The sequence below is a fragment of the Microbacterium ulmi genome (genome assembly GCF_011759705.1).
Classification (GTDB): domain Bacteria; phylum Actinomycetota; class Actinomycetes; order Actinomycetales; family Microbacteriaceae; genus Microbacterium; species Microbacterium ulmi.
The window spans coordinates 415,476-438,629 of record NZ_JAAOZF010000001.1 but is presented as its reverse complement, the minus strand read 5'-3'; the positions used below and the strand labels follow the sequence as shown (position 1 = coordinate 438,629).

The window sequence follows — 23,154 nt, the reverse complement described above, 5'->3', positions numbered from 1 at the left end:
ACCATGTACGACGGCATCGTCCAAGACCTCATCGACGAGTTCGGCCGCCTCCCGGGCATCGGGCCGAAGTCGGCGCAGCGCATCACGTTCCACATCCTGCAGACCCCGGGGTTCGACGTATCACGGCTCTCGCAGCTGCTCGGCGACATCCGCGACAAGGTGCGGTTCTGCGAGGTGTGCGGCAACGTGTCGGAGCAGGAGCGGTGCGCGATCTGCCGCGACCCGCGGCGCAACCAGACCCTCATCTGCGTCGTGGAGGACGCGAAGGACGTCGCCGCCATCGAGCGCACGCGAGAGTTCCGCGGTCTGTACCACGTGCTCGGCGGGGCGATCAGCCCCATCGCGGGCATCGGCCCCGACGATCTGCGCATCGCCCAGCTCATGCAGCGCCTCGCCGACGGCACGGTGCAGGAGGTCATCCTCGCGACCAACCCCAACCTCGAGGGAGAGGCGACGGCGACCTACCTCAGCCGACTCCTGCACACGATCGAGATCCACGTCACCCGCCTCGCGTCGGGCCTTCCCGTCGGCGGCGACCTCGAGTACGCGGACGAGGTCACCCTCGGCCGCGCGTTCGAGGGCCGGCGCAGCATCTGATGCGGGGGCACGCCGATGGCTGACGTGCGCGCCGTCACGACGCGCGGGTGGGTGCTGTTCGCCGTGATGGCGGTCCTGTGGGGCATCCCGTACCTGTTCATCAAGGAGGCGGTCGACTCCATCTCGCCCGCGGCGATCGTCGCGGGCCGCACGCTGCTGGGCGCCCTCCTGCTCCTGCCGATCGCGATCCACCGCCGCGCTCTGCGCCCTGCGCTCGCGCTGTGGCCGTGGGTGCTCGCGTTCGGCGCGATCGAGATGGCAGGGCCCTTCCTCCTTCTGGGCCACGCCGAGCAGACGCTGCCGTCGGGACTCACGGGACTCCTCGTCGCGACCGTCCCGCTGTTCGCAGCGCTCATCGCCGTCACGCGCGGCGATCGGAGCGTCCTCAAGCCCGCTCGGGCGATCGGCCTCGTCGTCGGGTTCACGGGCGTCGCGATCATCGTCGGCGGTCCCGGGCTGACCTCGGGCGGCCCGGGTGCTCTCGTCGCGATCGGCGAAGTGCTGCTCGTCGCCGTCTGCTACGCGATCGCGCCGTTCATCGTCGCGACCAAACTCAAGGACGTGCCGTCGCTCGGCACGATCACCCTTTCGCTCGCGGCTGTGGGGCTGTTCTACCTGCCGATCGGCATCCTGACGCAGCACGAGGTGCCGACCGTCCGCAGCGCCGTCTCGCTCGTGGGCCTCGGCGTGCTGTGCACCGCCGTCGCCTTCATGGCGTTCTTCGCGCTCATCGCCGAGGTCGGACCCGTGCGGGCGCCGCTGTTCACGTACGTCAACCCCGTCGTCGCGATCGCGCTCGGCGTCGTGATCCTCGGCGAGCACCTGAGCGCGGGCCTGCTCGTCGGGTTCCCCCTCGTGATCCTGGGCTGCTGGCTCGCGGCCACCGGCGGGCGCTTCCGAGAGCGTCCTCGCGTCGATCAGGAGCTCCCGCCCGTCGCATCAGGGTGACGGCGACGGATGCCGCGGCCACGCGCCGCGGCATCCTCAGCGCAGCACCTCGACGAGCGCGACCCACGAGATCACGAGCGCCGCGGCGATCGCGAGGAGGCATCCGGCGGCGGCGACGTACAGACCCGACGGCTGCTCGATCATCAGCAGGACTGCGGCGACGAGGTAGACGACGAGCGGGATCGCACCGACCGACGCCTTGAGGAACCTCATGCGGTTGCGGCGATCGCGGTTGGAGATCACGACCCGCGCTGCGTGCACCTGGAAGACGGCGGCGCCGATCGTCACCGCGCCGAGGATCGACCCGTAGACGAGCGAGGAGATCTGCGGGACGAGCCCGAGCCCGGATGCCGCGATCGCGAGCACGAGGGTCGCGATGGATGCCGCGAGCCGCGACGTGATCGAGCCGGCCTTCACGATCTCGGCGATGTTGACGCTCGCCGCGACGATCACGAGACCAGCGAGAGCGGCCGTCGCGCCGGCCATCGCGACGTTGAACTCGCTCCACGCTTCGAGTGCGTCCATGCCGGAAGCGTATCGGGCCGGCGCGCTGCGGACGCAGGGGTGTCCGCGCGCGGGCGGCGGCCTGGCAGGGGCGGCGCCTCGACGTCCGTAAGATGGAACGTCGGGCGCGGCATCCGCTCGTCCGAAGCCGTGCGCCGCGTCGGCGTCGCACTCCAGGGAGTTCCGAATCGTGGCGCTGATCGTCCAGAAGTACGGCGGATCGTCCGTCGCCGATGCGGAGAGCATCAAGCGCGTCGCCAAGCGCATCGTCGACACCCGCCGCGCAGGCCACGACGTCGTCGTCGCCGTGAGCGCGATGGGCGACACGACCGACGAGCTGCTCGACCTGGCCGCCCAGGTCGCCCCGATCCCGGCGCCGCGCGAGCTCGACATGCTGCTCTCCAGCGGCGAGCGCATCTCGATGGCCCTTCTGGCGATGGCGATCCACTCGATGGGCTTCGAGGCCCGGTCGTTCACGGGCAGCCAGGCGGGCATGATCACGACCGCCGATCACGGCTCGGCGCGCATCGTCGACGTGACGCCGGTGCGCCTGCGCGAGGCGCTCGACGAAGGCGCGATCGTCATCGTCGCAGGATTCCAGGGCTTCAATCGCGACACGCGCGACATCACGACGCTCGGCCGCGGCGGCTCCGACACGACCGCCGTGGCCCTCGCCGCAGCGCTCCAGGCCGACGTCTGCGAGATCTACAGCGACGTCGACGGCATCTTCACGGCCGACCCGCGCGTCGTGCCGAGGGCCCGCAAGCTCGACGTCGTCTCGTCGGAGGAGATGCTCGAGCTGGCCGCGAACGGCGCGAAGGTGCTGTACATCCGCGCCGTCGAGTACGCCCGCCGCCACCGCGTGCTCATCCACGCACGCTCGACCTTCTCGTCGGGCGTGGGAACCTACGTTCTCGGCGCGGGGATGATGCGTCCCGACGCCTCAGAGGGAGAAGAGATGGAAGAGCCGATCGTCGCAGGTGTGGCGACAGACCTCAGCCAGGCGAAGATCACGATCGTGGGGGTGCCCGACGTGCCGGGCAAGGCCGCCGAGATCTTCAAGATCGTGGCCAAGTCCGGGGCCAACGTCGACATGATCGTGCAGAACGTGTCGGCGGCCACGACGGGCCGCACCGACATCTCGTTCACCCTTCCCAAGTCCGACGCCGCGACGGCGCTCAAGGCGCTCGCCGCCGAGCAGTCCGAGGTGGGGTTCGAGTCGCTCATCCATGACGACCAGATCGGCAAGCTCTCGGTCGTCGGCGCGGGCATGCGCACGCACTCGGGTGTCTCGGCGACGCTGTTCGAGGCGCTGAGCGTCGCGGGCATCAACATCGAGATGATCTCGACGTCCGAGATCCGCATCTCCGTCGTCGTCCGAGGCGACGACCTCGCAGGCGCCGCGCGCGTCGTCCACACGGCCTACGGCCTGGACGGGGATGGCGACGCCGTCGTCTACGCCGGCACGGGGCGCTGAGTGCTCGACGCGCTCGAGCTTCCCGCGGCTCTGGAGGCGCGCCGCGAGACGTTGATGCTGCGGTTCGCGACACCCGACGATCTCGACGCTCTCATCGATCTGAGCGCGCGTGGGATCGTGCGCCATGGCATCGGTGGCGCGTCCGGAACGGGCCGGGCAGAATCGGGGCGTGTACGTGTCCACGGAGATCATCGCGATCGTCGTCAGCAGCGCTGGCGTGGTGGTCACGGTCGGTGTCGCCCTGTTCGCGGGGCTCGCCTGGGTGGTCCGGCGGATCGACGCCGTGGAGAGCAAGCTGACCACTCGGATCGATGCCGTGGAAGACAAGCTCGTCGAGCGGATCGACGCGATGGGACGCGAGCTGACCGAGGTCAAGGTGTCCGTCGCACGGTGGGAGGGCCCGCGCCCGCGGCTGATCCTCGGCGGCTGATTCGCATCACCCGCCCGGTAGAATCGTGGTTCAGCTCAGGCATCCCCCGCCCCGCACGCAAGGATCACGTCATGACCCGCATCTCCGATTCAGGACTCTCCGTCGCCGTCGTGGGCGCCACCGGCCAGGTGGGCGGCGCGATGCTCGACATCCTCGAGGAGCGCGGCTTCCCCGTGCGCGAGCTGCGCGCCTTCGCGACCGCGCGCTCCGCGGGGTCGGACGTCATCTTCCAGGGCAGGGCCGTGACCGTCGAGGATGTCGCGACCGCCGATCTCGCGGGCATCGACGTCGCCCTCTTCTCGGCCGGCGCGACCGGATCCCGCGCGCATGCGCCCCGCTTCGCCGACGCCGGCGCCATCGTCATCGACAACTCGAGCGCGTGGCGCATGGACCCCGATGTGCCGCTCGTCGTGAGCGAGGTCAACCCCCACGCGATCGCCGAGGCCCGCAAGGGCATCATCGCCAACCCCAACTGCACGACGATGGCCGCGATGCCCGTCCTGAAGGTCCTGGATGCCGAGGCCGGGCTCGAGCGTCTCATCGTCAGCACGTACCAGGCGGTGAGCGGCTCGGGCCTCGCGGGCGTTCAGGAGCTGCTCGGCCAGATCGAGGGCGTGCTCGCGCAGGGCGGCGTCGAGCGGCTCGCACGCGACGGCTCGGCGCTGGACTTCCCGCAGCCCGACAAGTACATCGCCCCCATCGCGTTCGACGTCATCCCGTTCGCCGGCAGCCTCGTCGACGACGGCCTCAACGAGACCGATGAGGAGAAGAAGCTCCGCAACGAGAGCCGCAAGATCCTCGAGCTGCCCGACCTCCGCGTCGCCGGCACGTGCGTGCGCGTCCCCGTCTTCACGGGCCACTCGCTCAGCATCAACGCCGAGTTCGCGCGCGACATCACGCCCGAGCGGGCGCGCGAAGTGCTCGCGAGCGCGCCGGGCGTCCTGCTCGAGGAGGTGCCGACGCCCCTGCAGGCCGCGGGCAAGGACCCGAGCTTCGTCGGCCGCATCCGCGCCGACCAGTCCGCGCCCGAGGGGAAGGGCCTCGTGCTCTTCATCAGCAACGACAACCTCCGCAAGGGCGCGGCGCTGAACGCCGTGCAGATCGCGGAGCTCGTCGCGGCTCGCTCCCTGAGCGTGTCGAAGCCCGCCGCGAGCGCATAGAGTATGCCCCATGACGGGGTCGCGTGAGCTGAAGAGTCCGGCGGCGCGTGTCGCACTGGGAGTCGGTGGCGTCCTGCAGGTCGCCTTCGCCTTCCTCGCCTTCTGGGATCTCGCCCACCGCGAGACCGCGGAGGTGAAGGGCCCCAAGCCCGCCTGGATCCCCGTCATCCTCGTGAACTGGATCGGACCGGCGATCTACTTCGTCTTCGGCATCCGTCGCTGACGCGGGCATGGTCGACACGGCGATCATCCGGCGCTGGGTGCTCGACGCCAACGACGGGATCATCTCGACGACGGGCATCATCCAGGGCTTCGAGGGGGCCGGCGCGAGCGAGCGGACCGTGCTCTTCGCCGCGATGGCGCTCATGATCACGGGCGGGCTCTCGCTCGGGGGAGCGGCTTTCGCCGAGGCGGCACAGGACCGCGCCGCAGAGCTGCGGATCATCGCCGACGAGAAGGAGCGGCTCGCGCGCAGCCCGGCCGAGGAGCGCGCGCAGCTGCGCGAGCACTACATCGCCCGGGGACTGGATCCGCGCCTCGCCGAGCAGGTCGCAGGTCAGCTCATGCGCCGCGATGCGCTCGGCGCCCAGCTCGAGACCGAGTACGGCATGCTCGAGGGCGCCGCCCCCGCGACGCGCCCGTGGGCCGTCGCGATCCGCGGATTCCTCGGGTTCATCTCGGGTGCGCTTCCGGTCACCGCAGCGGTCGTCTTCATCCCCGAGCCCTTCAAGCTCGTCCTCTCCCTCCTCGTGATCGTCGCCTCGCTGACCGCGACGGGTCTCGTCTCGGCGCGCGCAGGCACGGGGCAGCCGGTCCACGCGATCCTGCGCTCCATCACGATCGGGCTCTTCATCGCCGTCCTCGCATTCCTCGCGGGCAATGCGTTCGAGCTCATCGACCAGTTCATCCCGCAGATCGACGTGGACAACGACGTCTCGGCCATGCCGCCGCCCTGACACGGGATGCCGCCGCCTTGCGCCCCATGAAAGAACAGCGCATTTCGCGCCCTCGCGCAGACCTCTCACGCGGAGAGCACCCACCCGGGCGACCTAGAATCGTCTGGTGACAGAGAATTTCGACGTGCTGCTCATCGGTGGCGGCATCATGAGCGCCACCCTGGGCACGCTGCTGTCCGAGCTCCAGCCCGAGTGGAGGATCGGCGTGTACGAGCGGCTGCACGACGTCGCCCTCGAGAGCTCGAACGCATGGAACAACGCGGGCACCGGTCACGCGGCGCTCTGCGAGCTGAACTACATGCCCGAGTCCGCCGATGGCACCGTCGACCCGGCCAAGGCGATCTCGATCAACGAGCAGTTCCAGCAGAGCCGTCAGCTCTGGTCGACGCTCGTCGATCGCGGCGTGCTGGACTCGCCGCGGACGTTCATCAACTCCGCCCCGCACATGACGTTCGTGCGGGGCGAGAAGGATGTCGAGTACCTGCGCAAGCGCTACGAGGCGCTCAAGGACGAGCCGCTGTTCGCGGGCATCGAGTTCTCGGAGGACTCGCGCGTCATCAACCAGTGGGCGCCGCTGCTCATGCAGAAGCGCCGCAGGGGAGAGCCGTTCGCCGCCACGCGGGTTCCCGCCGGCACCGACGTCGACTTCGGTGCGCTCACCCACCAGCTGTTCGACGACCTCCGCGCGAAGGGCGCGCACGTCGTCACGAACCGCGAGGTGCGCGGGCTCAAGCGCCAGGCGGACGGGACATGGCGGGTCAGGTGGCGGAACTCCCTCGGCAAGACGCCCGGCACCGCGACCGCCCGCTTCGTGTTCGTCGGCGCGGGCGGGTGGGCGCTCAAGCTCCTGCAGCGCTCCGGCATCCCGGAGATCTCCGGCTACGGCGTCTTCCCGATCGGCGGGCAGTTCCTCAAGACGACGAACCCCGCGATCGTCGCGCAGCACAAGGCGAAGGTCTACTCGCAGGCGTCGGTCGGCGCGCCTCCCATGTCGGTGCCGCACCTCGACACGCGCGTGGTCGACGGCGAGGCGTCGCTCCTGTTCGGCCCGTTCGCGACATTCAGCCCCAAGTTCCTCAAGAACGGCTCGATCCTCGACATCGTCACGCAGGTGCGGCCCGGCAACCTGTGGCCCATGCTCAAGGTCGCCTTCGACAACCCGTCGCTCATCACCTATCTCGTGGGCGAGCTCATGAAGAACCACAGGAAGAAGGTCGACAGCCTCCGGGTCTTCATGCCGACAGCGAAGGACGAGGACTGGGAGCTCATCCAGGCCGGCCAGCGCGCTCAGGTCATGAAGAAGGACCCTGAGAAGGGCGGCGTCCTGCAGTTCGGCACGGAGGTCGTCACGGGGGCGGACGGCACGATCGCCGGCCTTCTCGGAGCATCCCCCGGTGCGTCGACGGCCGTGTCCATCATGCTCAACGTGCTGGCGACCTGCTTCCCCGACCGCATCGACGAGTGGCGGCCGCGGCTGCACGAGCTCATCCCCAGCTACGGCACGACGCTCAACCCCGACCCCGAGGCGGCAGAGGAGGCGCTCGCCGAGACCGCCGAGACGCTTGCGCTGACGGCGTAGCGCCGCGCGCGGAGTCGCCCCGGATGGGAGCCCTCTAGACTCGCTGGGTGGCCAAGCTGTACTTCCGCTACGGGGCGATGAACTCCGGCAAGTCGACGTCGCTCCTTCAGGCCGCGTTCAACTACGAGGAGCGCGGACAGCACGTGCTCCTCGCCAAGCCGGCGGTCGACACGAAGGGCGCCGACCAGATCGCGAGCCGTCTCGGCGTCTCGCGCACGGTCGACTTCCTCGTCGCCCCCGACGCGGAAGTGCGCGCACTGTTCGCCGAGCACCGCGCACGCGTGCGACGGGATGCCGCAGCCGCCCTGATCCCGGAGAGCCCCGCGGATGTCGCATGCTTCCTCGTCGACGAGGCGCAGTTCCTCACGCGCGAGCAGGTCGACGACCTGCTGCGGATCGTCGTGCTCGACGGCATCCCCGTCCTCGCCTACGGCATCCGGACCGACTTCCAGACGCACGCCTTCCCCGGCTCGCGCCGCCTCCTCGAGCTCTCGCACAGCCTCGAGGAGCTCAAGACGATCTGCCGTTGCGGGCGCAAGGCGATCTTCAATGCGCGGCTCGTGGGCGGTCGATTCGTGTTCGACGGCGACCAGGTCGCGATCGACGAGCTCACGGCCGACAGGGTGACCTACGAGTCCATGTGCGCCGAGTGCTACCTGCGGGAGTCGGGCGGTCGCCTGCGCTGACGGGGGCCTGCCCGCGGCCGCCGTCGCGCGGCGAGGGGGCGCGGGCCGCGCGATCTAGGCTGGTCGTATGCGAGTTCTCCTTGCCGGCGGCGCCGGATACATCGGCACGCACATCGCGGTCGCCCTCATCGACGCAGGCCACGAGGCCGTGCTCCTCGACGATCTCTCCAACACGACGGCGGTCGCGGCGGATCGCGTGACGCGGATCACGGGCACGCCGGTGCCGCTCGTCGTCGGCGACGCCGCCGACGACGCGATCGTGGAGGCGGCCTTCGACGAGCACGGGCCGTTCGACGCGATCGTCCACCTCGCGGCGTTCAAGGCCGTGGGGGAGTCGACGCGCAAGCCCCTCGAGTACTACTCGAACAACCTCGACACGACGTTCGCCCTCGCGCGCGTCGGCGTCGCGCGCGGCATCCGCTCGTTCGTCTTCTCGAGCACGGGGACCGTCTACTCCGACCCCGCCGACCTGCCCTTCACGGAGGAGTCGACGACGAGCATCGAGCTGTCGAACCCGTACAGCAAGTCCAAGCGCATCAACGAGGTCGTCCTGGCCGACCTGGCGCGCGTCCACCCCGCGCTCAACGTCACGGTCCTGCGCTACTTCAACCCCGTCGGCGCGCACGAGAGCGGCCTCATCGGCGAGGACCCGACCGGCATCCCGAACAACCTCATGCCCTTCGTCTCGCGCGTCGCGGTCGGCACGCTCGACGAGATCGGCGTGTTCGGCGACGACTACGAGACGCCGGACGGCACGGGTCTGCGCGACTACATCCATGTCGTCGACCTCGCGGAAGGGCACGTCGTCGCCCTCGAGCAGGCGCAGCCCGGATACGCGGTCTACAACCTCGGCACGGGCCGGCCCGTCAGCGTGCTCGAGCTCATCGCGGCGTTCGAGAGGGCGGCAGGGCGCGAGCTGCCCGTACGCATCCTCCCTCGGCGACCCGGCGACGTCGCGGCGACGTACTGCGACCCGGGGAAGGCGGCGCGCGATCTCGGCTGGACCGCGCGACTCACGATCGACGACGCCTGCCGCGATTCGTGGAACTGGCAGTCGAAGAACCCGCAGGGCTACGCGACGGCCTGACGAGGTCGCCGCCGCGGCAGCGGCACGAGCATCGACGTCGTGCGCTGATAGTCGGCGTAGGCGGGGTACTTCGACGCCGTGATCGACTCCGTGAAGATCGTCGAGCCGATGAACAGGACGGTCAGCAGGAACGCGCCGGCGATGCTCCAGTTGAGCGCTCCGCCCCACAGCCCGAGACCGGATGCCGCGGCCGCCGTCGCTCCGAGCGCGTAGAAGGTCCACCACTGGGCCTGCTCGAAGAAGAAGTTGGGGTGCCGGCTGTAGGCGAACAGGCCCGTCGTGAGGAACCCCTCCGCGCGCCCCGCCTTCTTGGCCTGGTGGAAGCTCCACTGCTGCTGGTCGGCGACGAACTCGCCCACGAGGAACGCGACGAACAGCGCCGCGAAGACGGCATCCCACACCGTGAAGCCCACGGGATGCAGCCAGGCGATATATGCCGGAAGCGTGATGAGCACGAGGAGGGCGTTCTGGTACAGCACGATGAAGAGCAGGTTGAAGACCTGGAACTGCCACGGCCTCATCCGGCTGCGCAGGATCGCCCAGCGGTAGTCCTCCATGCCCGTGTAGCCGCCCTTGCGCGCGAAGTTGAAGGTCAGGCGCGCCCCCCACGCCGTCGCGAGCACCGCCATGACCACGACGCGCGCGGCATCCCGGCCATCGCCGATCGCCGCGATCGCGAAGATCCACACGTACGCGACGGGCGCGAGCGACCAGATCCGGTCGACCCACGAGGTGTCCTTCGTGATGAGCGAGGCGATCCAGCAGAACGCGCAGACGGCCGCTGCGACCAGGACGACGAGCAGGAGGGGATCCATGCGCACAGCCTACGAGCCTCCCGCGGCGGGAGCGCTCCGACGCGGGGCGGGTTGCACGGTCTGACCACAGCCGGTAACGTGGTCAGACCATCGTGAAGGAGTTCAATGGCCGAGCCTGCCGCACGCGCCTGGCGCGTCGTCCTCGAGAAGATCGAGAAGGACCTGCTCGACGGGACGTACGGTCCCGGCGATCGGCTGCCTCCCGAGCGCGAGCTCGCCGCGACGCTCGGCGTCGGCCGATCGAGCGTTCGCGAGGCGCTGCGTGTGCTCGAGGTCATGGGGCTCATCCGCACGGGCACGGGCTCGGGTCCGACATCCGGCGCCATCATCGTCGCGACGCCCCACGGCGGGCTCGCTTCTCTGCTGCGGCTGCAGGTCGCCGCGAAAGGGTTCGCCGTCGGAGACGTCGTGCAGACGCGTCTCATCCTCGAGGACTGGGCCGCCGCGCGCCTCGCGGAGGCCGAAGAGCCCGCCCTCGGCGAGGCGCGGGTGACGCTGCAGGCGATGGAGAGCCCCGATCTCACGGCGGAGGAGTTCCTCGCGCTCGACGCGCAGTTCCACCTGCGCCTGTCGGAGGCCGCGGGCAACGTCATCGTGGCGGCGACGATGGGGGGCCTGCGCAGCGCCATCGAGGGCTACGTGCTGCAGGGGGCGGGACGGATCGCCGACTGGGATGCGACGGCCGCCCGTCTCGCGCACGAGCACACAGACATCCTCCAGGCGATCGATGCGCACGATGTCGAGCGTGCGCGCGACCTCGTCCGCGACCACATCACCGGCTACTACGCCGCCACCGGACTCGCCCAGGACTGACGGAAGGACCCGATCCATGGTTCAGCGCCAGCTGCCCAAGCCCGCGGAGCTCTTCGAGCTCCTGCGCTTCAAGAAGCCCGAGCTGGACGGGCGCAGACGGCGCCTCGACGCGGCTCTCACGATCGACGACCTCCGCACGATCGCGAAGCGCCGAACGCCCAAGGCGGCGTTCGACTACACCGACGGCGCCGCCGAGGGCGAGCTGTCCCTCGCGCGCGCGCGGCAGGCGTTCCAGGACGTCGAGTTCCACCCCGACATCCTTCGTCCCGCCCGCGACGTCGACACCTCCGTCGAGATCCTCGGCGGCCCGTCGGCGCTGCCGTTCGGCATCGCCCCGACGGGCTTCACGCGCCTCATGCAGACGGAGGGCGAGACGGCCGGTGCGAGCGCCGCGGCGGCCGCCGGCATCCCGTTCACGCTCTCGACGCTCGGCACGACCTCGATCGAGGGCGTCAAGGAGGCGAACCCGCACGGGCGCAACTGGTTCCAGCTCTACGTCATGCGCGACAGGGAGATCTCCTACGCCCTCGCGCGGCGTGCGGCGGAGGCAGGGTTCGACACCCTCATGTTCACGGTCGACACGCCCGTCGCGGGCGCGCGGCTGCGGGACAAGCGCAACGGGTTCTCGATCCCGCCGCAGCTGACCATCGGCACGATCGTCAACGCGATTCCGCGACCGTGGTGGTGGTACGACTTCCTCACGACCCCCAAGCTCGAGTTCGCGTCGCTGTCGACGACGGGCGGGACCGTGGGCGAGCTCCTCGACGCCGCCATGGACCCCACGATCAGCTACGACGACCTCGCCGTCATCCGCGACATCTGGCCCGGCAGGATCGTCGTCAAGGGCGTGCAGAACGTCGCCGACTCGAAGCGGCTCGTCGATCTCGGAGTCGACGGCATCGTGCTGTCGAACCACGGCGGACGCCAGCTCGACCGTGCGCCGATCCCGTTCCATCTCCTGCCGCAGGTCGTGCGCGAGGTGGGAGCCGACGCGACCGTCATGATCGACACGGGCATCATGAACGGAGCCGACATCGTGGCATCGATCGCGCTCGGCGCGAAGTTCACGCTCATCGGCCGTGCATACCTGTACGGCCTCATGGCGGGCGGGCGGCAGGGCGTCGACCGCACGATCGCGATCCTGCGCGACGAGATCGAGCGCACGATGAAGCTCCTCGGCGTGCAGAACCTCGCCGAGCTCGAGCCGCGGCACGTCACGCAGCTGACCCGGCTCGTGCCCGTCGCGCAGCCCGCGCCCGTGCGGGCGCCGCGCGCTCGCACGGGCTCGTCCGCGAAGGCCTGACGAGCGGAGCGCTCCGCTCAGCGCTGCGCTACGAGCCCCGCGCTGCGAGCGCTCCGCTCAGCGCTGCGCGAGCGGAAGCGTCGGGATGAGCTCCGTCAGGAACGCGGCGGTGTCCTCCCAGCCTCCGACGGCCTGGCAGGGCACGCCCAGGGCGAGCACGGGGTAGTCGTTGCCGTCGGGGTCGAGGCGGTCGCCGACGAACAGCATGTCGTCGAGAGGGATGCCGGTCTGCTCCGCGAGCTGGCGCATGCCGTACGCCTTGTCGATGCCGCGCTCCGTGATGTCGACGGACGTCGATCCGCCCGAGCGCACCTCGAGATCGGGGACGAGCTCGGCGACGGCCGCGCGCAGCGCGTTCTTCTTCGCGCCGGTCGGATCCCACGCCGACTTCGCGTCGACGGGAGCTCGCTGGCCGAGGGCCGAGAACGTGATCTGCGATCCGCGGTCCTCGAGGATGTCTCCCCACGTCTCCGACTCCCACAGGCCCAGGCGACGGGCCTCGCCCTCGACGGCCGCGAGCGCGCGCCCCTTCTGGTCGTCGGTGAGCGAGCGGGCGTAGACCGTCACGACCCCGTCGGGGGTCAGCCGGTAGTACTGCGTGCCGCACGTGGGGAGCAGGTGGAGTCGCCCGAGAGCGTCGGCGGAGGCATCCGGGAGCCTGTCCACGACCTGGGACGTGAACTGCGCGAGCTGCCCGCCCGAGATGATCGCGACGTCGACGCGCTCCGCGAGTGCGACGAGAAGCTCGCCGATGCGGGGATCGATCGCGCTCTTGGACGGCGCGAGCGTGTCGTCGAGGTCGAAGGCGACGAGGAGGGGTGCCGGCATCCTGAGTTCTCCTGTGGGTCCTGCACGAAAGGCCCCACCGCGATGGTGGAGCCTTTCTCTGGTCGGGGTGACAGGATTTGAACCTGCGGCCTCGTCGTCCCGAACGACGCGCGCTACCAAACTGCGCCACACCCCGTGGCAACCCTCCGAGTCTACCCGATCTCCGACCCCGCTTCGAACCGGGGGAGGAGGGTGATGAGCGACGCCTCCGGGCGGCACGCGAAGCGCACGGGCGCGTAGATCGAGTGGCCGAGGCCCGCGCTCACGTTGAGCGGGACCGTGCGGCCGCACGCAGTCCATTCCGACAGGCCGCGGGCTTGACGGAGCGGGATGTCGCAGTTGGCGACGAGCGCCGCCTCGAGGAAGGGCACCCGCACCTGCCCGCCGTGCGTGTGGCCGCCGAAGATCACCTCGGCGCCGAGGCCCGTGAACGCGTCGAGCACGCGGCGGTACGGCGCGTGGGTCACGCCGATCGTGAGAGCGCCCGGCTCGTCGCCGCGCAGGTCCTCCAGGAGGCCGGGAAGCACCTCGAGCCGATCCCATTCGCGGTGCGCGTCGCTCACGCCGAACGCGTCGACGCGCAGTCCCCCCACCTCCAGCGCCGTGGCGGCGTTGTTGAGGTCTGCCCAGCCGAGCTCGTCGGTGAGGTAGCCGTCGAGCGCCTGCGTGTCGAGCGGCTCGATGCGCCGCTTGACGTTCGAGGGGCCCCTGAAGTACTTGAGGGGATTGCGCGGCGTCGGGGCGGCGTGGTCGTTGGAACCGTGCACGAAGACGCCGGGGATGCCGCGCAGCGGGTCGAACGCGCGGCGGAGCCCACGCAGGCCGTCGACGTGCCCGAGGTTGTCGCCCGTGTTCACGACGAGGTCGGGCTCGAGAGACGCGAGGGCCGCCATCCATTGCTGCTTGCGCGTCTGCCACGGCGCCATGTGCGCGTCCGAGACGTGCAGCACCTTGACGGATGCCGAGCCGGGCGGGAGGACCCGCAGCTCGTGCCGGCGCACCGTGAACAGGTAGCGCTCGATCCCGATGCCCCACACGGCTACGGCCGCGCCGACCGCCCCCACCGCCGCGAGGGCGGTGAGGGCGGCGCGTGAGCCGGTCGCCGGCACTAGGAGCAGTGCTCGCGCGAGTAGTTGACGCTGATGGCGGCGTTGCGGTTCGTGACCGTGCCCGCGGGCGGGCTCGTGCTCGTCACCTTGCCCTGACCCGTGGCGGTGTCGTCCTCCGTGCACGTGCCGGGCTGGACGTTGCCGAACCCTGCGCCGCGGAGGGCCCCGATCGCATCCATGAGGTTCCTGCCCGTCACGTCGGGGATCGCGAGCCCCTGCCCGTTGCTCGGGTTGATCGTGACGGTCGTGCCGCCCGCGACCTTGCCCGCGCCGGGATCCTGTGCCGCGACGATGCCCTCGGCCTCGCCGGAGTCGACCGGGTCGCCCACGACGACGTCGAAGCCGGCGTCCTCGAGGGTCTGCTTGGCCTGATCGACGGGCAGGCCGACGACGCTGGGCAGGTCGGTCATGACGGTCTTGAGCAGGTCCTGGTCGGGCGCCGGGAACTTGTCCCCGCCGTAGGCCTCGTTCGCCGCGTGCTGGATGGGGGGAGCGATGCGGTGGCGCAGCTGGTTGAGCGCGACGCCGCCGGAGCGGTTCCGGCTCAGCGAGCCCTCGCCCGTCGTGTTGCCGACCCACACCGCCGTCGCGACCTTGGTCGAGGACTCGACCATCCAGGTCTGCGTGTCCTCGTTGGTGCCGGTCTTGCCGATGAGGGGGGTGCCGTCGCGCGGGTTGGAGACGGCGCCGGTCCCACCGTTCATGACGCCCTGCAGCGCGTAGGCGGCGGTCGCGGCGATCTTGGGGTCGAGCACCTGCGAGCATGACGTCTGAGGCGGTGTGAGATCGTTGCCGTCGGCATCCGTCACACGGTCGATCGCCTTCGGCTGGCAGTACACACCGTTGCTCGCGATCGTCGCATAGGCGCCCGCCATGTCGATCGGCGCGACGTTGGCGGAGCCGATGATGTCGAAGAGGTTCGGCATCTTGATCGGGCTGCCGTCGCCGTTCTTGACGCCCATCTTCGCGGCGACCTTGCCGATGTCGCACAGGTCGAGCTTCTCGGCCATCGCGAAGTAGCCGGAGTTGAGGGACGCCGCAGTGAACTGCATGGGCGTGCCCACGCGGCCGCCGCCCATGCCGAAGTTCGACGGCTTCTCGTTCCTCGTGTTGACCCAGTCGCCTTCGCACGAGTTCTTGACGCGCTTGATGACGCGCCACTTGCCGTTGAGGTTCTCGTTGAGCGAGTGACCCTGCTCGAGCCAGTCGACGAGCGTGAACAGCTTGAACGTCGAACCGGCGGCGAAGCCGATCGAGCCGCCGTACGCGTAGTCGCCGCCGTAGACGAGCGACGTGTACGAGTGGTCGTTGGCCGTGAGGTTCGCGTCCTCGCTGAAGTTCTTGTTCTGCACCATCGAGAGGATGCGGCCCGTGCCGACCTCGACGCTCACGGACGCCGCGCCGAACTCGAGGTTCGGAAGCGCCGCGGGCGCGTTCTGGGCGATCGTGTCCTGAGCGGTGTTCTGGATGCGGTAGTCGAGGGTCGTGTAGATGTCGAGGCCGCCGCGCTGCAGCGTCTTCATGCGGTCCTCCGGCGTCTCGCCGAAGGCCGTGTCCGTCTTGATGATGTTCTTGACGTACTGGCAGAAGAACGCCGCGTTGAACTGCGCCGCCGCGGCGCAGCCCGTCGTCGCGGGCGTGATCGCCGGCGTGATCGGCTCGGCGAGGGCCGCGTCGTGCTGCTCCTTGGTGATCTTGCCGTCGGCGAGAAGGCGCGTGAGGACGTAGTCCCGGCGATCCTTCGTGAGCTTGTAGCCGTCCTCGGCGCTGTTGAGGGGGTTGCCGGCCTTGTCGGTCGTCGACCCGCCGGGCTTGTCGATGCGGTACGTGTTGGGGTTCTGCACCATGCCGGCGAGGGTCGCGGCCTGGCTGAGGCTCAGCTGCGCGGCGGGCACGTTGAAGTAGTAGCGGGCGGCGGCGTCGACGCCGTACGTCGTGCCGCCGAAGCCTGCGATGTTGAGGTAGCCGAGAAGGATGTCGTTCTTGGAGTACTTGTCCTCGAGCGCGATCGCGTAGCGCATCTCCTGGAGCTTGCGCTGGATGCCCTCCGAGCCCTTGCTCTGCGTCGCCTGCGTGTAGCAGCTGTCGAGCGCCTCCTGCGTCTCCGCCGTGGCCTCGCACTTCTGCACCAGGACGTTCTTGACGTACTGCTGGCTGATCGACGAGCCGCCGCGCGAGTCGCGGCCGCGGACGTTGTCGACGACGGCGCTCAGGGTGCCGATGAGGTCGATGCCGCCGTGCTTGTAGAAGTTCTTGTCCTCGCTCGAGAGGATCGAGTCGTACACGACGGGCGCGATCTCGTCGAATGCGACGGGCGACCGGTTCTGGTCGTAGAACTTCGCGATCGGCTGATACTGATCGGATCCGGGGTCGACCTTGGCGTAGACCGTCGACGGGAGCATGAGCTTCTCGATGTCGAGCACCTTGGGCAGGTTGTCGAACATCGAGATCGCGCTCGTCGCCGCCGTGCCGCTGACGGCGATCGCCGGAGTCACCGTCGCCGTGACCAGAACCGCGGCGACGACGCTGAGGCCGACCAGCCCGGCGAGGCCCCCGAGCACGCCGCTGGCAGTCCGTTTCGTTTCAGGCATAGGGTTGATCGTAAGGGAGAACCCTGGGCGATCCCTTCACAGGCACACGGGCGCGATCGCACCGTGATGTGCCGCCTTCCCCCGCCGTCGGCGACCGATCTTCTTGGAGCAGCGATGACCACGTGGGAGTACCTGACCACGCCCCTTCTCATCCACAACACCGCGGCGATCCTCAACAACTGGGGCAAGCAGGGCTGGGAGCTCGTGCAGATCGTGCAGGGCCCTGAGGGCGGACTCGTCGCGTACCTCAAGCGTCCGTCGGGCGGCGGCGCCGCGAACGCGGGGCTGGATGCCGCGGCCGTCGCCGCGAAGCAGTTCGACGACACCGCGCAGCTCGACGACACCGCGCAGCTCGAGCAGGCCTGATGTCTGTCTCCCAGCGCCTCGCAGAGCTCGGCATCGACCTCCCCGACGTCGTGCCGCCCGTCGCCGCCTACGTCCCGGCGAAGGTGCACGGCGACCTCGTCTACACGGCGGGTCAGCTCCCCATGGTCTCGGGATCGCTGCCCGCGACGGGCAAGGTCGGCGAGGGGCACGGACTCGTCCCCGCATCCGACGCCGGCTCCTATGCGCGCCAGTGCGCGCTCAACGCCGTCGCCGCGGCGGCCGCGGCCGTCGGCGGCGTCGACCGCCTCACGGGTGTCGTCAAGGTCACGGGGTTCGTGGCATCCGTCCCCGAGTTCACGGGTCAGCCGGGCGTCGTCAACGGCGCGAGCGCGGTGCTCGGCGAGATCTTCGGCGACGCGGGGAAGCACGCCCGGTCCGCCGTCGGCGTTCCGGTGCTGCCGCTCGACAGCCCCGTCGAGGTCGAGGTCGTCTTCTCGTACGCCTGACTTCGCTCTGGCAACGCGCTCCGGGATGCCTCCACCCAGGCAGGAGCGGGGACCCCTGCACCCTATTGCTTTGGCGGAGGCATCCCTCCGCGCTCACCCGACCGCTCGCAGTCGTCCGTTCGGTCGTCGGATGAACGTCACTTCACCTGCGCGGAGATGACGCTCATGACCGCCGTGTCGGCGAGCGTCGTCGTGTCGCCGACCTCGCGGCCCTCCGCGACATCCCGCAGCAGGCGCCGCATGATCTTTCCCGAGCGCGTCTTGGGGAGCTCACCCACGATGTAGATGTCGCGCGGCCGCGCGATGGGGCCGATCTGCTCGCCGACCCACAGGCGCAGCGTGTTCCCGAGGCCGTCGATCGGATGCTCGGCGAGATACGACTCCTTCACGATGACGAACGCGACGACCGCCTGCCCCGTCGTCTCGTCGGACGCCCCCACGACGGCCGCCTCGGCGACGGCCTCGTTCCCGACGAGCGCCGACTCGATCTCGGTCGTCGAGAGCCGGTGCCCCGAGACGTTCATGACGTCGTCGACGCGGCCGAGGAACCACACGTCGCCGTCGTCGTCGAGACGGGCTCCGTCACCTGCGAAGTAGTAGCCCTGCTTCTCGAACTTGTCCCAGTACGTCTCCTTGAACCGTTCGGGGTCGCCCCAGATGCCTCGGAGCATGCTCGGCCACGGCTTCGTGACCACGAGAAGACCGCCGTTGCCGTTGCCGACGTGCGTGCCGTCCTCGTCGACGACGTCGATCGCGATGCCGGGGAGCGGCACCTGCGCGCTGCCGGGCTTCGTCTCGGTGACGCCCGGGAGCGCCGACACCATGATGGCCCCCGTCTCGGTCTGCCACCACGTGTCGACGATCGGCGCCGTCTTGCCGCCGATGATCTTGTGGTACCACATCCACGCCTCGGGGTTGATCGGCTCGCCCACCGAGCCGAGCAGGCGCAGCGACGACAGGTCGAACTTCCTGGGGATCTTCCGCCCGATCTTCATGAACGACCGGATGGCGGTCGGGGCGGTGTAGAGGATCGTGACGCCGTACTTCTCGACGATCTCCCACCAGCGCCCCGGATGGGGCGTGTCGGGGGTTCCCTCGTAGAGCACCTGCGTCGCGCCGTTCGCGAGGGGTCCGTACGCGACGTACGAGTGGCCCGTGATCCAGCCGATGTCGGCCGTGCACCAGAAGATGTCGGTGGAGGGGTGGATGTCGTGCACGACCTTGTTGGTGAACGCCGCCTGCGTGAGGTATCCGCCCGACGTGTGGAGGATGCCCTTGGGCTTGCCGGTCGTCCCCGACGTATAGAGGATGAACAGCGGGTTCTCGGCGGGGAAGGGCTGAGCCTCGTGCTCGGCGGACGCCTCGGGCACGACGTCGTGCCACCACAGGTCGCGGCCCTCCGTCCAGGCGACGTCGTTGCCGCCCCGGCGGACGACGAGGACGTGCTCGACGGTCTCCTGCGGGCCGGCGCCCGAGCGGCCGTCGAGGGCGAGGTCGACGGCGGGCTTGAGGGGCGACACCTTGCCCTTGCGGTAGCCGCCGTCGGCCGTGATGACGATCTTGGCGCCCGCGTCATCGATGCGGGTACGCAGGCTGTCGGCGGAGAAGCCGCCGAAGACGACCGAGTGGATCGCGCCGATGCGCGCGACGGCGAGCATCGCGGCGATCGCCTCCGGGATCATCGGCAGATAGATCGCGACCCGATCGCCGTGCCCCACCCCGAGGCCGATCAGCACGTTCGCGACGCGCTTGACCTCGTCGGTCAGCTCCGCGTAGGTGACGCGGCGGGAGTCGCCGGGCTCGCCCTCCCACAGGAGCGCCACCCGGTCGCCGTCGCCCGCTTCGACGTGGCGGTCGAGGCAGTTGTAGGCGACGTTGAGCTCTCCGTCGGCGAACCACTTCGCGAAGGGGGGTGTCGACCAGTCGAGCACCTCCGTGAAAGGCGTGTGCCAGTGCAGCTCGCGTGCACGGTGCGCCCAGAAGGCCTCGCGGTCGGCTGCGGCCTCCTCGTACAGCGCCGCCGTGGCGACGGCGTCCGCTGCGAAGGCCGCAGGAGGGGCGAAACGGCGGTTCTCGGTGAGGAGGTGGTCGATCTGGCTGGTCATACAGCGCGCTCCTTTGCGTGCGGAGTGGACGAGTCCGTGTCCGGGGGTCGATGCCACGAGCAATTTACCCAGACGAGGCTCGTGTCACCACCTCCGATAGTGGGTGGTGCACGCCGTCCGCGACACCACTGATATATCACTCGGCAAGTGGTCGAGATTGTTTGAAAACGTTGCGACAAGTTGCGTATGCTCAATCCCGGCCGAACATTCGATTCTGGCATTGCGGCATCCGGACCACCCCCCCCGAAATCGGATGTCGCGCGTGGCGGCATCCCATTCCCCCCATGGGATGCCGCCCCTCGTTTTCCGGGGTGGCCGCGTTCGACCCGAGGCCTCGCAGGCACTCCTCCCCAGAAGGCGCTCTAGTCGTGCCCTCCACGGCGGAGAGCGGATGCCGCGCGCCGCTGCAGGCGCCGCCTTAGCGTCGACGCATGCCCGAGCCGTTCGTCGTCCAGCCCCGCGCACCCCGCGCCGCGGGTGCCCGGCACGACGGCGCGGTCCTCGAGCTCCCCGGCATGACGCATGCGCCGGCGCCGGGTGAGCCTCCTGCTCCGCGGGCGGTCGTGGCGCGGCATCCCGCTCTCGGCGCGCTCGCCCCGTTCCTCGACGACTCCGACGTCACCGACCTGTTCGTGAACGGGGCCGCGGGCCTGTACGTCGACCGCGGCGCGGGGCCGCGCCGGGTCGCCGGCTGGCGCACGACCGAGGCCGACGTGCGAGAGCTCGCGACGGCGCTGATCGCGCTCGGAGGCAGACATATCGACGATGCCGCTCCCTGTGTCGACGTCCGGCTCGACGGCGGCATCCGCGTGCACGCCGTGCTGCCCCCCATCTCGGCCGAGGGCACGGCCATCTCGATCCGCGTGCCCAGGCTCGCCGCGCCGCGTCTGATCGATCTCGAGCGGCGGGGCATGTTCGATGCGGCCGTCCGCGAGCAGCTCGAGGCGCTCGTCGCGCGACGGGAGAACCTCCTCGTGAGCGGGGCAGCGGGGGCGGGCAAGACGACGCTTCTCGCCGCGCTCCTCGCCGAGGCGTCCGAGGGGGAGCGCATCGTCACGATCGAAGACGTGGCGGAGCTGCGCATCGATCACCCCCACCACGTCCGGCTCGAGGCGCGCCAGCCGAACCTCGAGGGTGCGGGCGGCATCGGGCTCGCCCGGCTCGTGCGCGAAGCGCTGCGGATGCGCCCCGACCGGCTCATCGTCGGCGAGTGCCGCGGCGAGGAGGTGCGCGAGCTCCTCTCCGCGCTCAACACGGGACACGACGGCGGCGCGGGGACGGTGCACGCCAACGGGCTCGCCGACGTCCCCGCGCGCCTCGAGGCGCTCGCGGCGCTGTGCGGACTCGACGATCGTGCGCTCGCGCGTCAGGCGGCCAGCGCCGTGGGCTGCGTCCTGCACGTCGCCCGCGGCGCCGACGGCGTGCGGCGGCTGGCGGGGGCGGGGCGACCCGTCGTCGCGCCCGACGGGCGCCTTGCGATGGAGGAGCTGCCATGGCTCGCGCGGTGAAGGGCGACCCGGCGGCCGCGCCCGACGCCGTGCTGCGACTCGCGGTCCTGCTGCAGGCCGGCGTCTCGCCCGCGCGAGCGTGGACGCACCTCGCCGAGGCGGGCGATCCCGTCGCGCTCCGCATGAGGGAGCGGCTCGACGAGGGGATGCCGCTTCCCGCCGCCATCGCGGCGGACGGCGGCGCGTGGGCGGACGTGGGCGCGGCGTGGTCGGTCGCGGCGACCGTCGGCGCGCCGCTGGCCGAGACGCTCCGCGGCTTCGCCGCTGTGCTCCGCGACGCGCAGGAGACCGCGGATCAGGTGCGGATCGCCCTCGCCGAGCCCGCCGGCACCGCGAAGCTCATGGGCTGGCTGCCGCTCGTCACGATCGGGCTCGGCGCCGCGCTCGGGTTCGACACGCTCGCGGTCCTGCTGACGCACCCCGCGGGACTCGCCTGCCTCGGCGCCGGACTGGCGCTCCTGGTCGCGGCGCACCGATGGACAGCGCTGCTCGTGCGCCGGGCGGGTGCCGGCGACACGGCTGCCGGACTCGGCGCCGAGCTCCTCGCGATCGCGCTGAGCGGAGGGGTCTCGCTCGATCGAGCGCGCGCGCTCCTCGCCGAGTCCGGCGCCGGGGCCCCCGACGCCGAGGCCGAGCGCGTCCTCGCGCTGTCGCGGTCGGCCGGTGTGCCGGCCGTCGAGCTGCTGCGGGCCGCGGCATCCCACGCCCGTCACCGTGCCCGCGTCGACGGGCGCCTTCGAGCCGCGAAGCTCTCGTCTCGGCTGCTGCTGCCCCTCGGCGTCTGCACGCTTCCCGCCTTCCTCCTCCTCGGCGTCGCGCCGATGATCCTCAGCGTCATGTCGACGATGTCGCTCACGGTGTGATCCCCCGTCCCGCAGTCGTGCCCGCAGTCCACCCCAATGAATAAGGAGCAGAACATGTCCTTCCCACCCCTCACCCACCGCCGTGCCGCCCGCCTCTTCCTCGACGACACGGGCGCCGCGACGGCCGAGTACGCCATCGCGACGATGGCCGCCGTCGCGTTCGCCGGCCTCCTGGTCGTCATCATGCGCTCAGACGAGGTGCGCGGCATCCTGACCGATCTCGTGCGACGCGCGCTCACGGTGGCATGAGGCCGCTCGGCGAGCGCGGCTCGGCGACGGCGGAGTTCGCGATCGCCCTGCCCGCCGTGGGCCTCGTGCTCCTCCTGGGGGCGGGAGCGCTCGCGGCGGGCGCCACGACGGTACGGCTGCAGGATGCCGCGGCCGACGCGGCGCGGCTCGCCGCGCGCGGAGAGTCCGACGCGCGCGCGGTCGCAGCCGTCGCCGACGCGGTCCCCGGCGCACGCACCCACCTCGAGCAGCGCGCAGACCTCGTGTGCGTCACGGCATCCGCCGCGTCGATGCTCGGCGACGTGTCTGCGTCGTCCTGCGCGCTCGCGGGAGGGCGCTGATGCGCTCGACGACCCCGGCGCGGGCGGGTTCCGGCGTCCGCACGGGAGGAGCCTGATGCCCGGCACGGCGCTCGCCGTCGGCGTCGTCGCGTGCACGGCCGCGCTCGCCGTGGGCTTGTGCTCGATGGCCGGCGCTGCCGCCTTCGGGCAGCGCCTCGCGGCGACGGCGGATGCCGCGGTCCTGGCCGCCGCGGATGCCGCCTCGGGTGCGGTCGACGGCGTTCCGTGCGAACGCGCGGCCGAGCTGGCGGCGACAGGAGACGCCGTCGTCGCCGACTGCCGGGTCGACGGACTCGTCGCGACCGTGACGGTCTCGGCGCGCTTCGGCGTGCTCGTCGTGAGCGCGTCGGCGCGGGCGGGGCCGCCGCCGGCTGCGGAATAGCCGGAGGCGGT

25 protein-coding genes and 1 tRNA gene are annotated in these 23,154 nt (G+C 70.6%); 19 read left to right on the top strand and 7 right to left on the bottom strand.

All coding sequences use genetic code 11. From position 1 onward, the window contains the following. The first annotated feature begins 3 nt into the window (after positions 1 to 3). Both recR and FHS08_RS02100 read left to right on the top strand, forming a co-directional pair. Entirely contained in the window at positions 4 to 597 is a 594-nt protein-coding gene (gene recR, locus FHS08_RS02105; protein WP_167035036.1) for a recombination mediator RecR, read from the top strand. 15 nt (positions 598 to 612) lie between these two features. Next, on the top strand, positions 613 to 1,545 hold the full coding sequence (locus FHS08_RS02100) for a DMT family transporter (RefSeq protein ID WP_167035034.1): 933 nt from the start codon (positions 613 to 615) through the stop codon (positions 1,543 to 1,545). A gap of 36 nt (positions 1,546 to 1,581) precedes the next feature. Here the strand turns inward: FHS08_RS02100 and FHS08_RS02095 are convergent, their stop codons facing one another. Next, the gene (locus FHS08_RS02095) at positions 1,582 to 2,070 is read right to left on the bottom strand and encodes a hypothetical protein (protein WP_167035032.1); all 489 of its coding nucleotides are present in this window, start codon (positions 2,068 to 2,070) and stop codon (positions 1,582 to 1,584) included. Positions 2,071 to 2,239: 169 nt separating this feature from the next. On the opposite strand from FHS08_RS02095, the gene FHS08_RS02090 reads away from it, so the two are divergent. From FHS08_RS02090 to galE, 8 genes are all read left to right on the top strand, one after another. Beyond that, on the top strand, positions 2,240 to 3,526 hold the full coding sequence (locus FHS08_RS02090) for an aspartate kinase (protein ID WP_167035030.1): 1,287 nt from the start codon (positions 2,240 to 2,242) through the stop codon (positions 3,524 to 3,526). A 124-nt stretch (positions 3,527 to 3,650) separates the two neighbouring features. Further along, entirely contained in the window at positions 3,651 to 3,956 is a 306-nt protein-coding gene (locus FHS08_RS02085) for a hypothetical protein (RefSeq protein ID WP_208382186.1), read from the top strand. A 71-nt stretch (positions 3,957 to 4,027) separates the two neighbouring features. Next, positions 4,028 to 5,116: an aspartate-semialdehyde dehydrogenase gene (locus FHS08_RS02080; RefSeq protein ID WP_167035028.1), complete on the top strand. Its 1,089-nt coding sequence runs from the start codon at positions 4,028 to 4,030 to the stop codon at positions 5,114 to 5,116. A 10-nt stretch (positions 5,117 to 5,126) separates the two neighbouring features. Further along, entirely contained in the window at positions 5,127 to 5,339 is a 213-nt protein-coding gene (locus FHS08_RS02075; protein ID WP_167035026.1) for a PLDc N-terminal domain-containing protein, read from the top strand. A 7-nt stretch (positions 5,340 to 5,346) separates the two neighbouring features. Further along, positions 5,347 to 6,072: a VIT1/CCC1 transporter family protein gene (locus FHS08_RS02070; RefSeq protein ID WP_167035023.1), complete on the top strand. Its 726-nt coding sequence runs from the start codon at positions 5,347 to 5,349 to the stop codon at positions 6,070 to 6,072. Between the two features lie 106 nt (positions 6,073 to 6,178). After that, complete coding sequence (locus FHS08_RS02065; protein ID WP_167035021.1) at positions 6,179 to 7,651, top strand: malate:quinone oxidoreductase; 1,473 nt, start codon at positions 6,179 to 6,181, stop codon at positions 7,649 to 7,651. A 47-nt stretch (positions 7,652 to 7,698) separates the two neighbouring features. After that, on the top strand, positions 7,699 to 8,337 hold the full coding sequence (locus FHS08_RS02060; RefSeq protein ID WP_167035019.1) for a thymidine kinase: 639 nt from the start codon (positions 7,699 to 7,701) through the stop codon (positions 8,335 to 8,337). 67 nt (positions 8,338 to 8,404) lie between these two features. Continuing rightward, positions 8,405 to 9,424, top strand: a complete 1,020-nt coding sequence (gene galE, locus FHS08_RS02055; RefSeq protein WP_167035017.1) for a UDP-glucose 4-epimerase GalE — start codon at positions 8,405 to 8,407, stop codon at positions 9,422 to 9,424. Here the strand turns inward: galE and FHS08_RS02050 are convergent. After that, a complete protein-coding gene (locus FHS08_RS02050; RefSeq protein WP_167035015.1) occupies positions 9,409 to 10,239 on the bottom strand; it encodes a DUF1295 domain-containing protein in 831 nt (276 codons plus the stop codon). The two genes, galE and FHS08_RS02050, sit on opposite strands and share 16 nt — an antisense overlap. Positions 10,240 to 10,344: 105 nt before the next feature. Here FHS08_RS02050 and FHS08_RS02045 point away from each other — a divergent pair, with 105 nt between their 5' ends. Both FHS08_RS02045 and FHS08_RS02040 read left to right on the top strand, forming a co-directional pair. Beyond that, positions 10,345 to 11,052, top strand: a complete 708-nt coding sequence (locus FHS08_RS02045) for a FadR/GntR family transcriptional regulator (RefSeq protein WP_167035013.1) — start codon at positions 10,345 to 10,347, stop codon at positions 11,050 to 11,052. 16 nt (positions 11,053 to 11,068) lie between these two features. Continuing rightward, entirely contained in the window at positions 11,069 to 12,355 is a 1,287-nt protein-coding gene (locus FHS08_RS02040) for an alpha-hydroxy acid oxidase (protein WP_167035011.1), read from the top strand. Positions 12,356 to 12,412: 57 nt separating this feature from the next. Here FHS08_RS02040 and FHS08_RS02035 read toward each other — a convergent pair whose 3' ends face one another. The 4 genes from FHS08_RS02035 to FHS08_RS02020 form a co-directional block, all read right to left on the bottom strand. Continuing rightward, positions 12,413 to 13,183, bottom strand: a complete 771-nt coding sequence (locus FHS08_RS02035; RefSeq protein ID WP_167035009.1) for an HAD-IIB family hydrolase — start codon at positions 13,181 to 13,183, stop codon at positions 12,413 to 12,415. Between the two features lie 59 nt (positions 13,184 to 13,242). Further along, a tRNA-Pro gene (locus FHS08_RS02030) sits at positions 13,243 to 13,319 on the bottom strand. 16 nt (positions 13,320 to 13,335) lie between these two features. Beyond that, positions 13,336 to 14,292, bottom strand: coding sequence for a metallophosphoesterase (locus FHS08_RS02025; protein WP_167035007.1), 957 nt, complete (start codon positions 14,290 to 14,292; stop codon positions 13,336 to 13,338). Then, positions 14,292 to 16,883, bottom strand: a complete 2,592-nt coding sequence (locus tag FHS08_RS02020; protein WP_167035006.1) for a transglycosylase domain-containing protein — start codon at positions 16,881 to 16,883, stop codon at positions 14,292 to 14,294. The genes FHS08_RS02025 and FHS08_RS02020 overlap by 1 nt, the downstream gene beginning before the upstream one ends. Positions 16,884 to 16,997: 114 nt before the next feature. Here FHS08_RS02020 and sp36 point away from each other — a divergent pair, with 114 nt between their 5' ends. Both sp36 and FHS08_RS02010 read left to right on the top strand, forming a co-directional pair. Beyond that, a complete protein-coding gene (gene sp36, locus FHS08_RS02015) occupies positions 16,998 to 17,249 on the top strand; it encodes a Sp36 family protein (RefSeq protein ID WP_167035004.1) in 252 nt (83 codons plus the stop codon). Further along, positions 17,249 to 17,716, top strand: coding sequence for a RidA family protein (locus FHS08_RS02010; RefSeq protein WP_167035002.1), 468 nt, complete (start codon positions 17,249 to 17,251; stop codon positions 17,714 to 17,716). The genes sp36 and FHS08_RS02010 overlap by 1 nt, the downstream gene beginning before the upstream one ends. Before the next feature lie 137 nt (positions 17,717 to 17,853). Here FHS08_RS02010 and acs read toward each other — a convergent pair whose 3' ends face one another. Next, a complete protein-coding gene (gene acs, locus FHS08_RS02005; protein WP_167035000.1) occupies positions 17,854 to 19,821 on the bottom strand; it encodes an acetate--CoA ligase in 1,968 nt (655 codons plus the stop codon). Positions 19,822 to 20,252: 431 nt separating this feature from the next. Here acs and FHS08_RS02000 point away from each other — a divergent pair, with 431 nt between their 5' ends. The 5 genes from FHS08_RS02000 to FHS08_RS01980 are packed head-to-tail and all read left to right on the top strand — an operon-like array spanning position 20,253 to position 23,143. After that, complete coding sequence (locus tag FHS08_RS02000; protein ID WP_167034998.1) at positions 20,253 to 21,329, top strand: TadA family conjugal transfer-associated ATPase; 1,077 nt, start codon at positions 20,253 to 20,255, stop codon at positions 21,327 to 21,329. Beyond that, on the top strand, positions 21,314 to 22,192 hold the full coding sequence (locus FHS08_RS17060; protein WP_167034996.1) for a type II secretion system F family protein: 879 nt from the start codon (positions 21,314 to 21,316) through the stop codon (positions 22,190 to 22,192). The genes FHS08_RS02000 and FHS08_RS17060 overlap by 16 nt, the downstream gene beginning before the upstream one ends. Positions 22,193 to 22,246: 54 nt before the next feature. Next, positions 22,247 to 22,441, top strand: a complete 195-nt coding sequence (locus FHS08_RS01990) for a DUF4244 domain-containing protein (protein WP_167034994.1) — start codon at positions 22,247 to 22,249, stop codon at positions 22,439 to 22,441. Next, positions 22,438 to 22,761 carry a TadE family type IV pilus minor pilin gene (locus FHS08_RS01985; RefSeq protein ID WP_167034992.1) on the top strand — a complete coding sequence of 108 codons (324 nt, stop codon included), beginning with the start codon at positions 22,438 to 22,440 and terminating at the stop codon, positions 22,759 to 22,761. The genes FHS08_RS01990 and FHS08_RS01985 overlap by 4 nt, the downstream gene beginning before the upstream one ends. Positions 22,762 to 22,816: 55 nt before the next feature. Further along, positions 22,817 to 23,143: a helicase gene (locus FHS08_RS01980; RefSeq protein ID WP_167034990.1), complete on the top strand. Its 327-nt coding sequence runs from the start codon at positions 22,817 to 22,819 to the stop codon at positions 23,141 to 23,143. The last annotated feature ends 11 nt before the right edge of the window (positions 23,144 to 23,154 follow it).

Coding starts and splice junctions, on each gene's coding strand:
- recR (WP_167035036.1), top strand. CDS start 4: ATGTACGACGGCATCGTCCAAGACCTCATCGACGAGTTCGGCCGCCTC.
- FHS08_RS02100 (WP_167035034.1), top strand. CDS start 613: ATGGCTGACGTGCGCGCCGTCACGACGCGCGGGTGGGTGCTGTTCGCC.
- FHS08_RS02095 (WP_167035032.1), bottom strand. CDS start 2,070: ATGGACGCACTCGAAGCGTGGAGCGAGTTCAACGTCGCGATGGCCGGC.
- FHS08_RS02085 (WP_208382186.1), top strand. CDS start 3,651: ATGGCATCGGTGGCGCGTCCGGAACGGGCCGGGCAGAATCGGGGCGTG.
- FHS08_RS02080 (WP_167035028.1), top strand. CDS start 4,028: ATGACCCGCATCTCCGATTCAGGACTCTCCGTCGCCGTCGTGGGCGCC.
- FHS08_RS02075 (WP_167035026.1), top strand. CDS start 5,127: ATGACGGGGTCGCGTGAGCTGAAGAGTCCGGCGGCGCGTGTCGCACTG.
- FHS08_RS02070 (WP_167035023.1), top strand. CDS start 5,347: ATGGTCGACACGGCGATCATCCGGCGCTGGGTGCTCGACGCCAACGAC.
- galE (WP_167035017.1), top strand. CDS start 8,405: ATGCGAGTTCTCCTTGCCGGCGGCGCCGGATACATCGGCACGCACATC.
- FHS08_RS02050 (WP_167035015.1), bottom strand. CDS start 10,239: ATGGATCCCCTCCTGCTCGTCGTCCTGGTCGCAGCGGCCGTCTGCGCG.
- FHS08_RS02045 (WP_167035013.1), top strand. CDS start 10,345: ATGGCCGAGCCTGCCGCACGCGCCTGGCGCGTCGTCCTCGAGAAGATC.
- FHS08_RS02040 (WP_167035011.1), top strand. CDS start 11,069: ATGGTTCAGCGCCAGCTGCCCAAGCCCGCGGAGCTCTTCGAGCTCCTG.
- FHS08_RS02035 (WP_167035009.1), bottom strand. CDS start 13,183: ATGCCGGCACCCCTCCTCGTCGCCTTCGACCTCGACGACACGCTCGCG.
- FHS08_RS02020 (WP_167035006.1), bottom strand. CDS start 16,883: ATGCCTGAAACGAAACGGACTGCCAGCGGCGTGCTCGGGGGCCTCGCC.
- sp36 (WP_167035004.1), top strand. CDS start 16,998: ATGACCACGTGGGAGTACCTGACCACGCCCCTTCTCATCCACAACACC.
- FHS08_RS02010 (WP_167035002.1), top strand. CDS start 17,249: ATGTCTGTCTCCCAGCGCCTCGCAGAGCTCGGCATCGACCTCCCCGAC.
- acs (WP_167035000.1), bottom strand. CDS start 19,821: ATGACCAGCCAGATCGACCACCTCCTCACCGAGAACCGCCGTTTCGCC.
- FHS08_RS02000 (WP_167034998.1), top strand. CDS start 20,253: ATGCCCGAGCCGTTCGTCGTCCAGCCCCGCGCACCCCGCGCCGCGGGT.
- FHS08_RS17060 (WP_167034996.1), top strand. CDS start 21,314: ATGGCTCGCGCGGTGAAGGGCGACCCGGCGGCCGCGCCCGACGCCGTG.
- FHS08_RS01990 (WP_167034994.1), top strand. CDS start 22,247: ATGTCCTTCCCACCCCTCACCCACCGCCGTGCCGCCCGCCTCTTCCTC.
- FHS08_RS01985 (WP_167034992.1), top strand. CDS start 22,438: ATGAGGCCGCTCGGCGAGCGCGGCTCGGCGACGGCGGAGTTCGCGATC.
- FHS08_RS01980 (WP_167034990.1), top strand. CDS start 22,817: ATGCCCGGCACGGCGCTCGCCGTCGGCGTCGTCGCGTGCACGGCCGCG.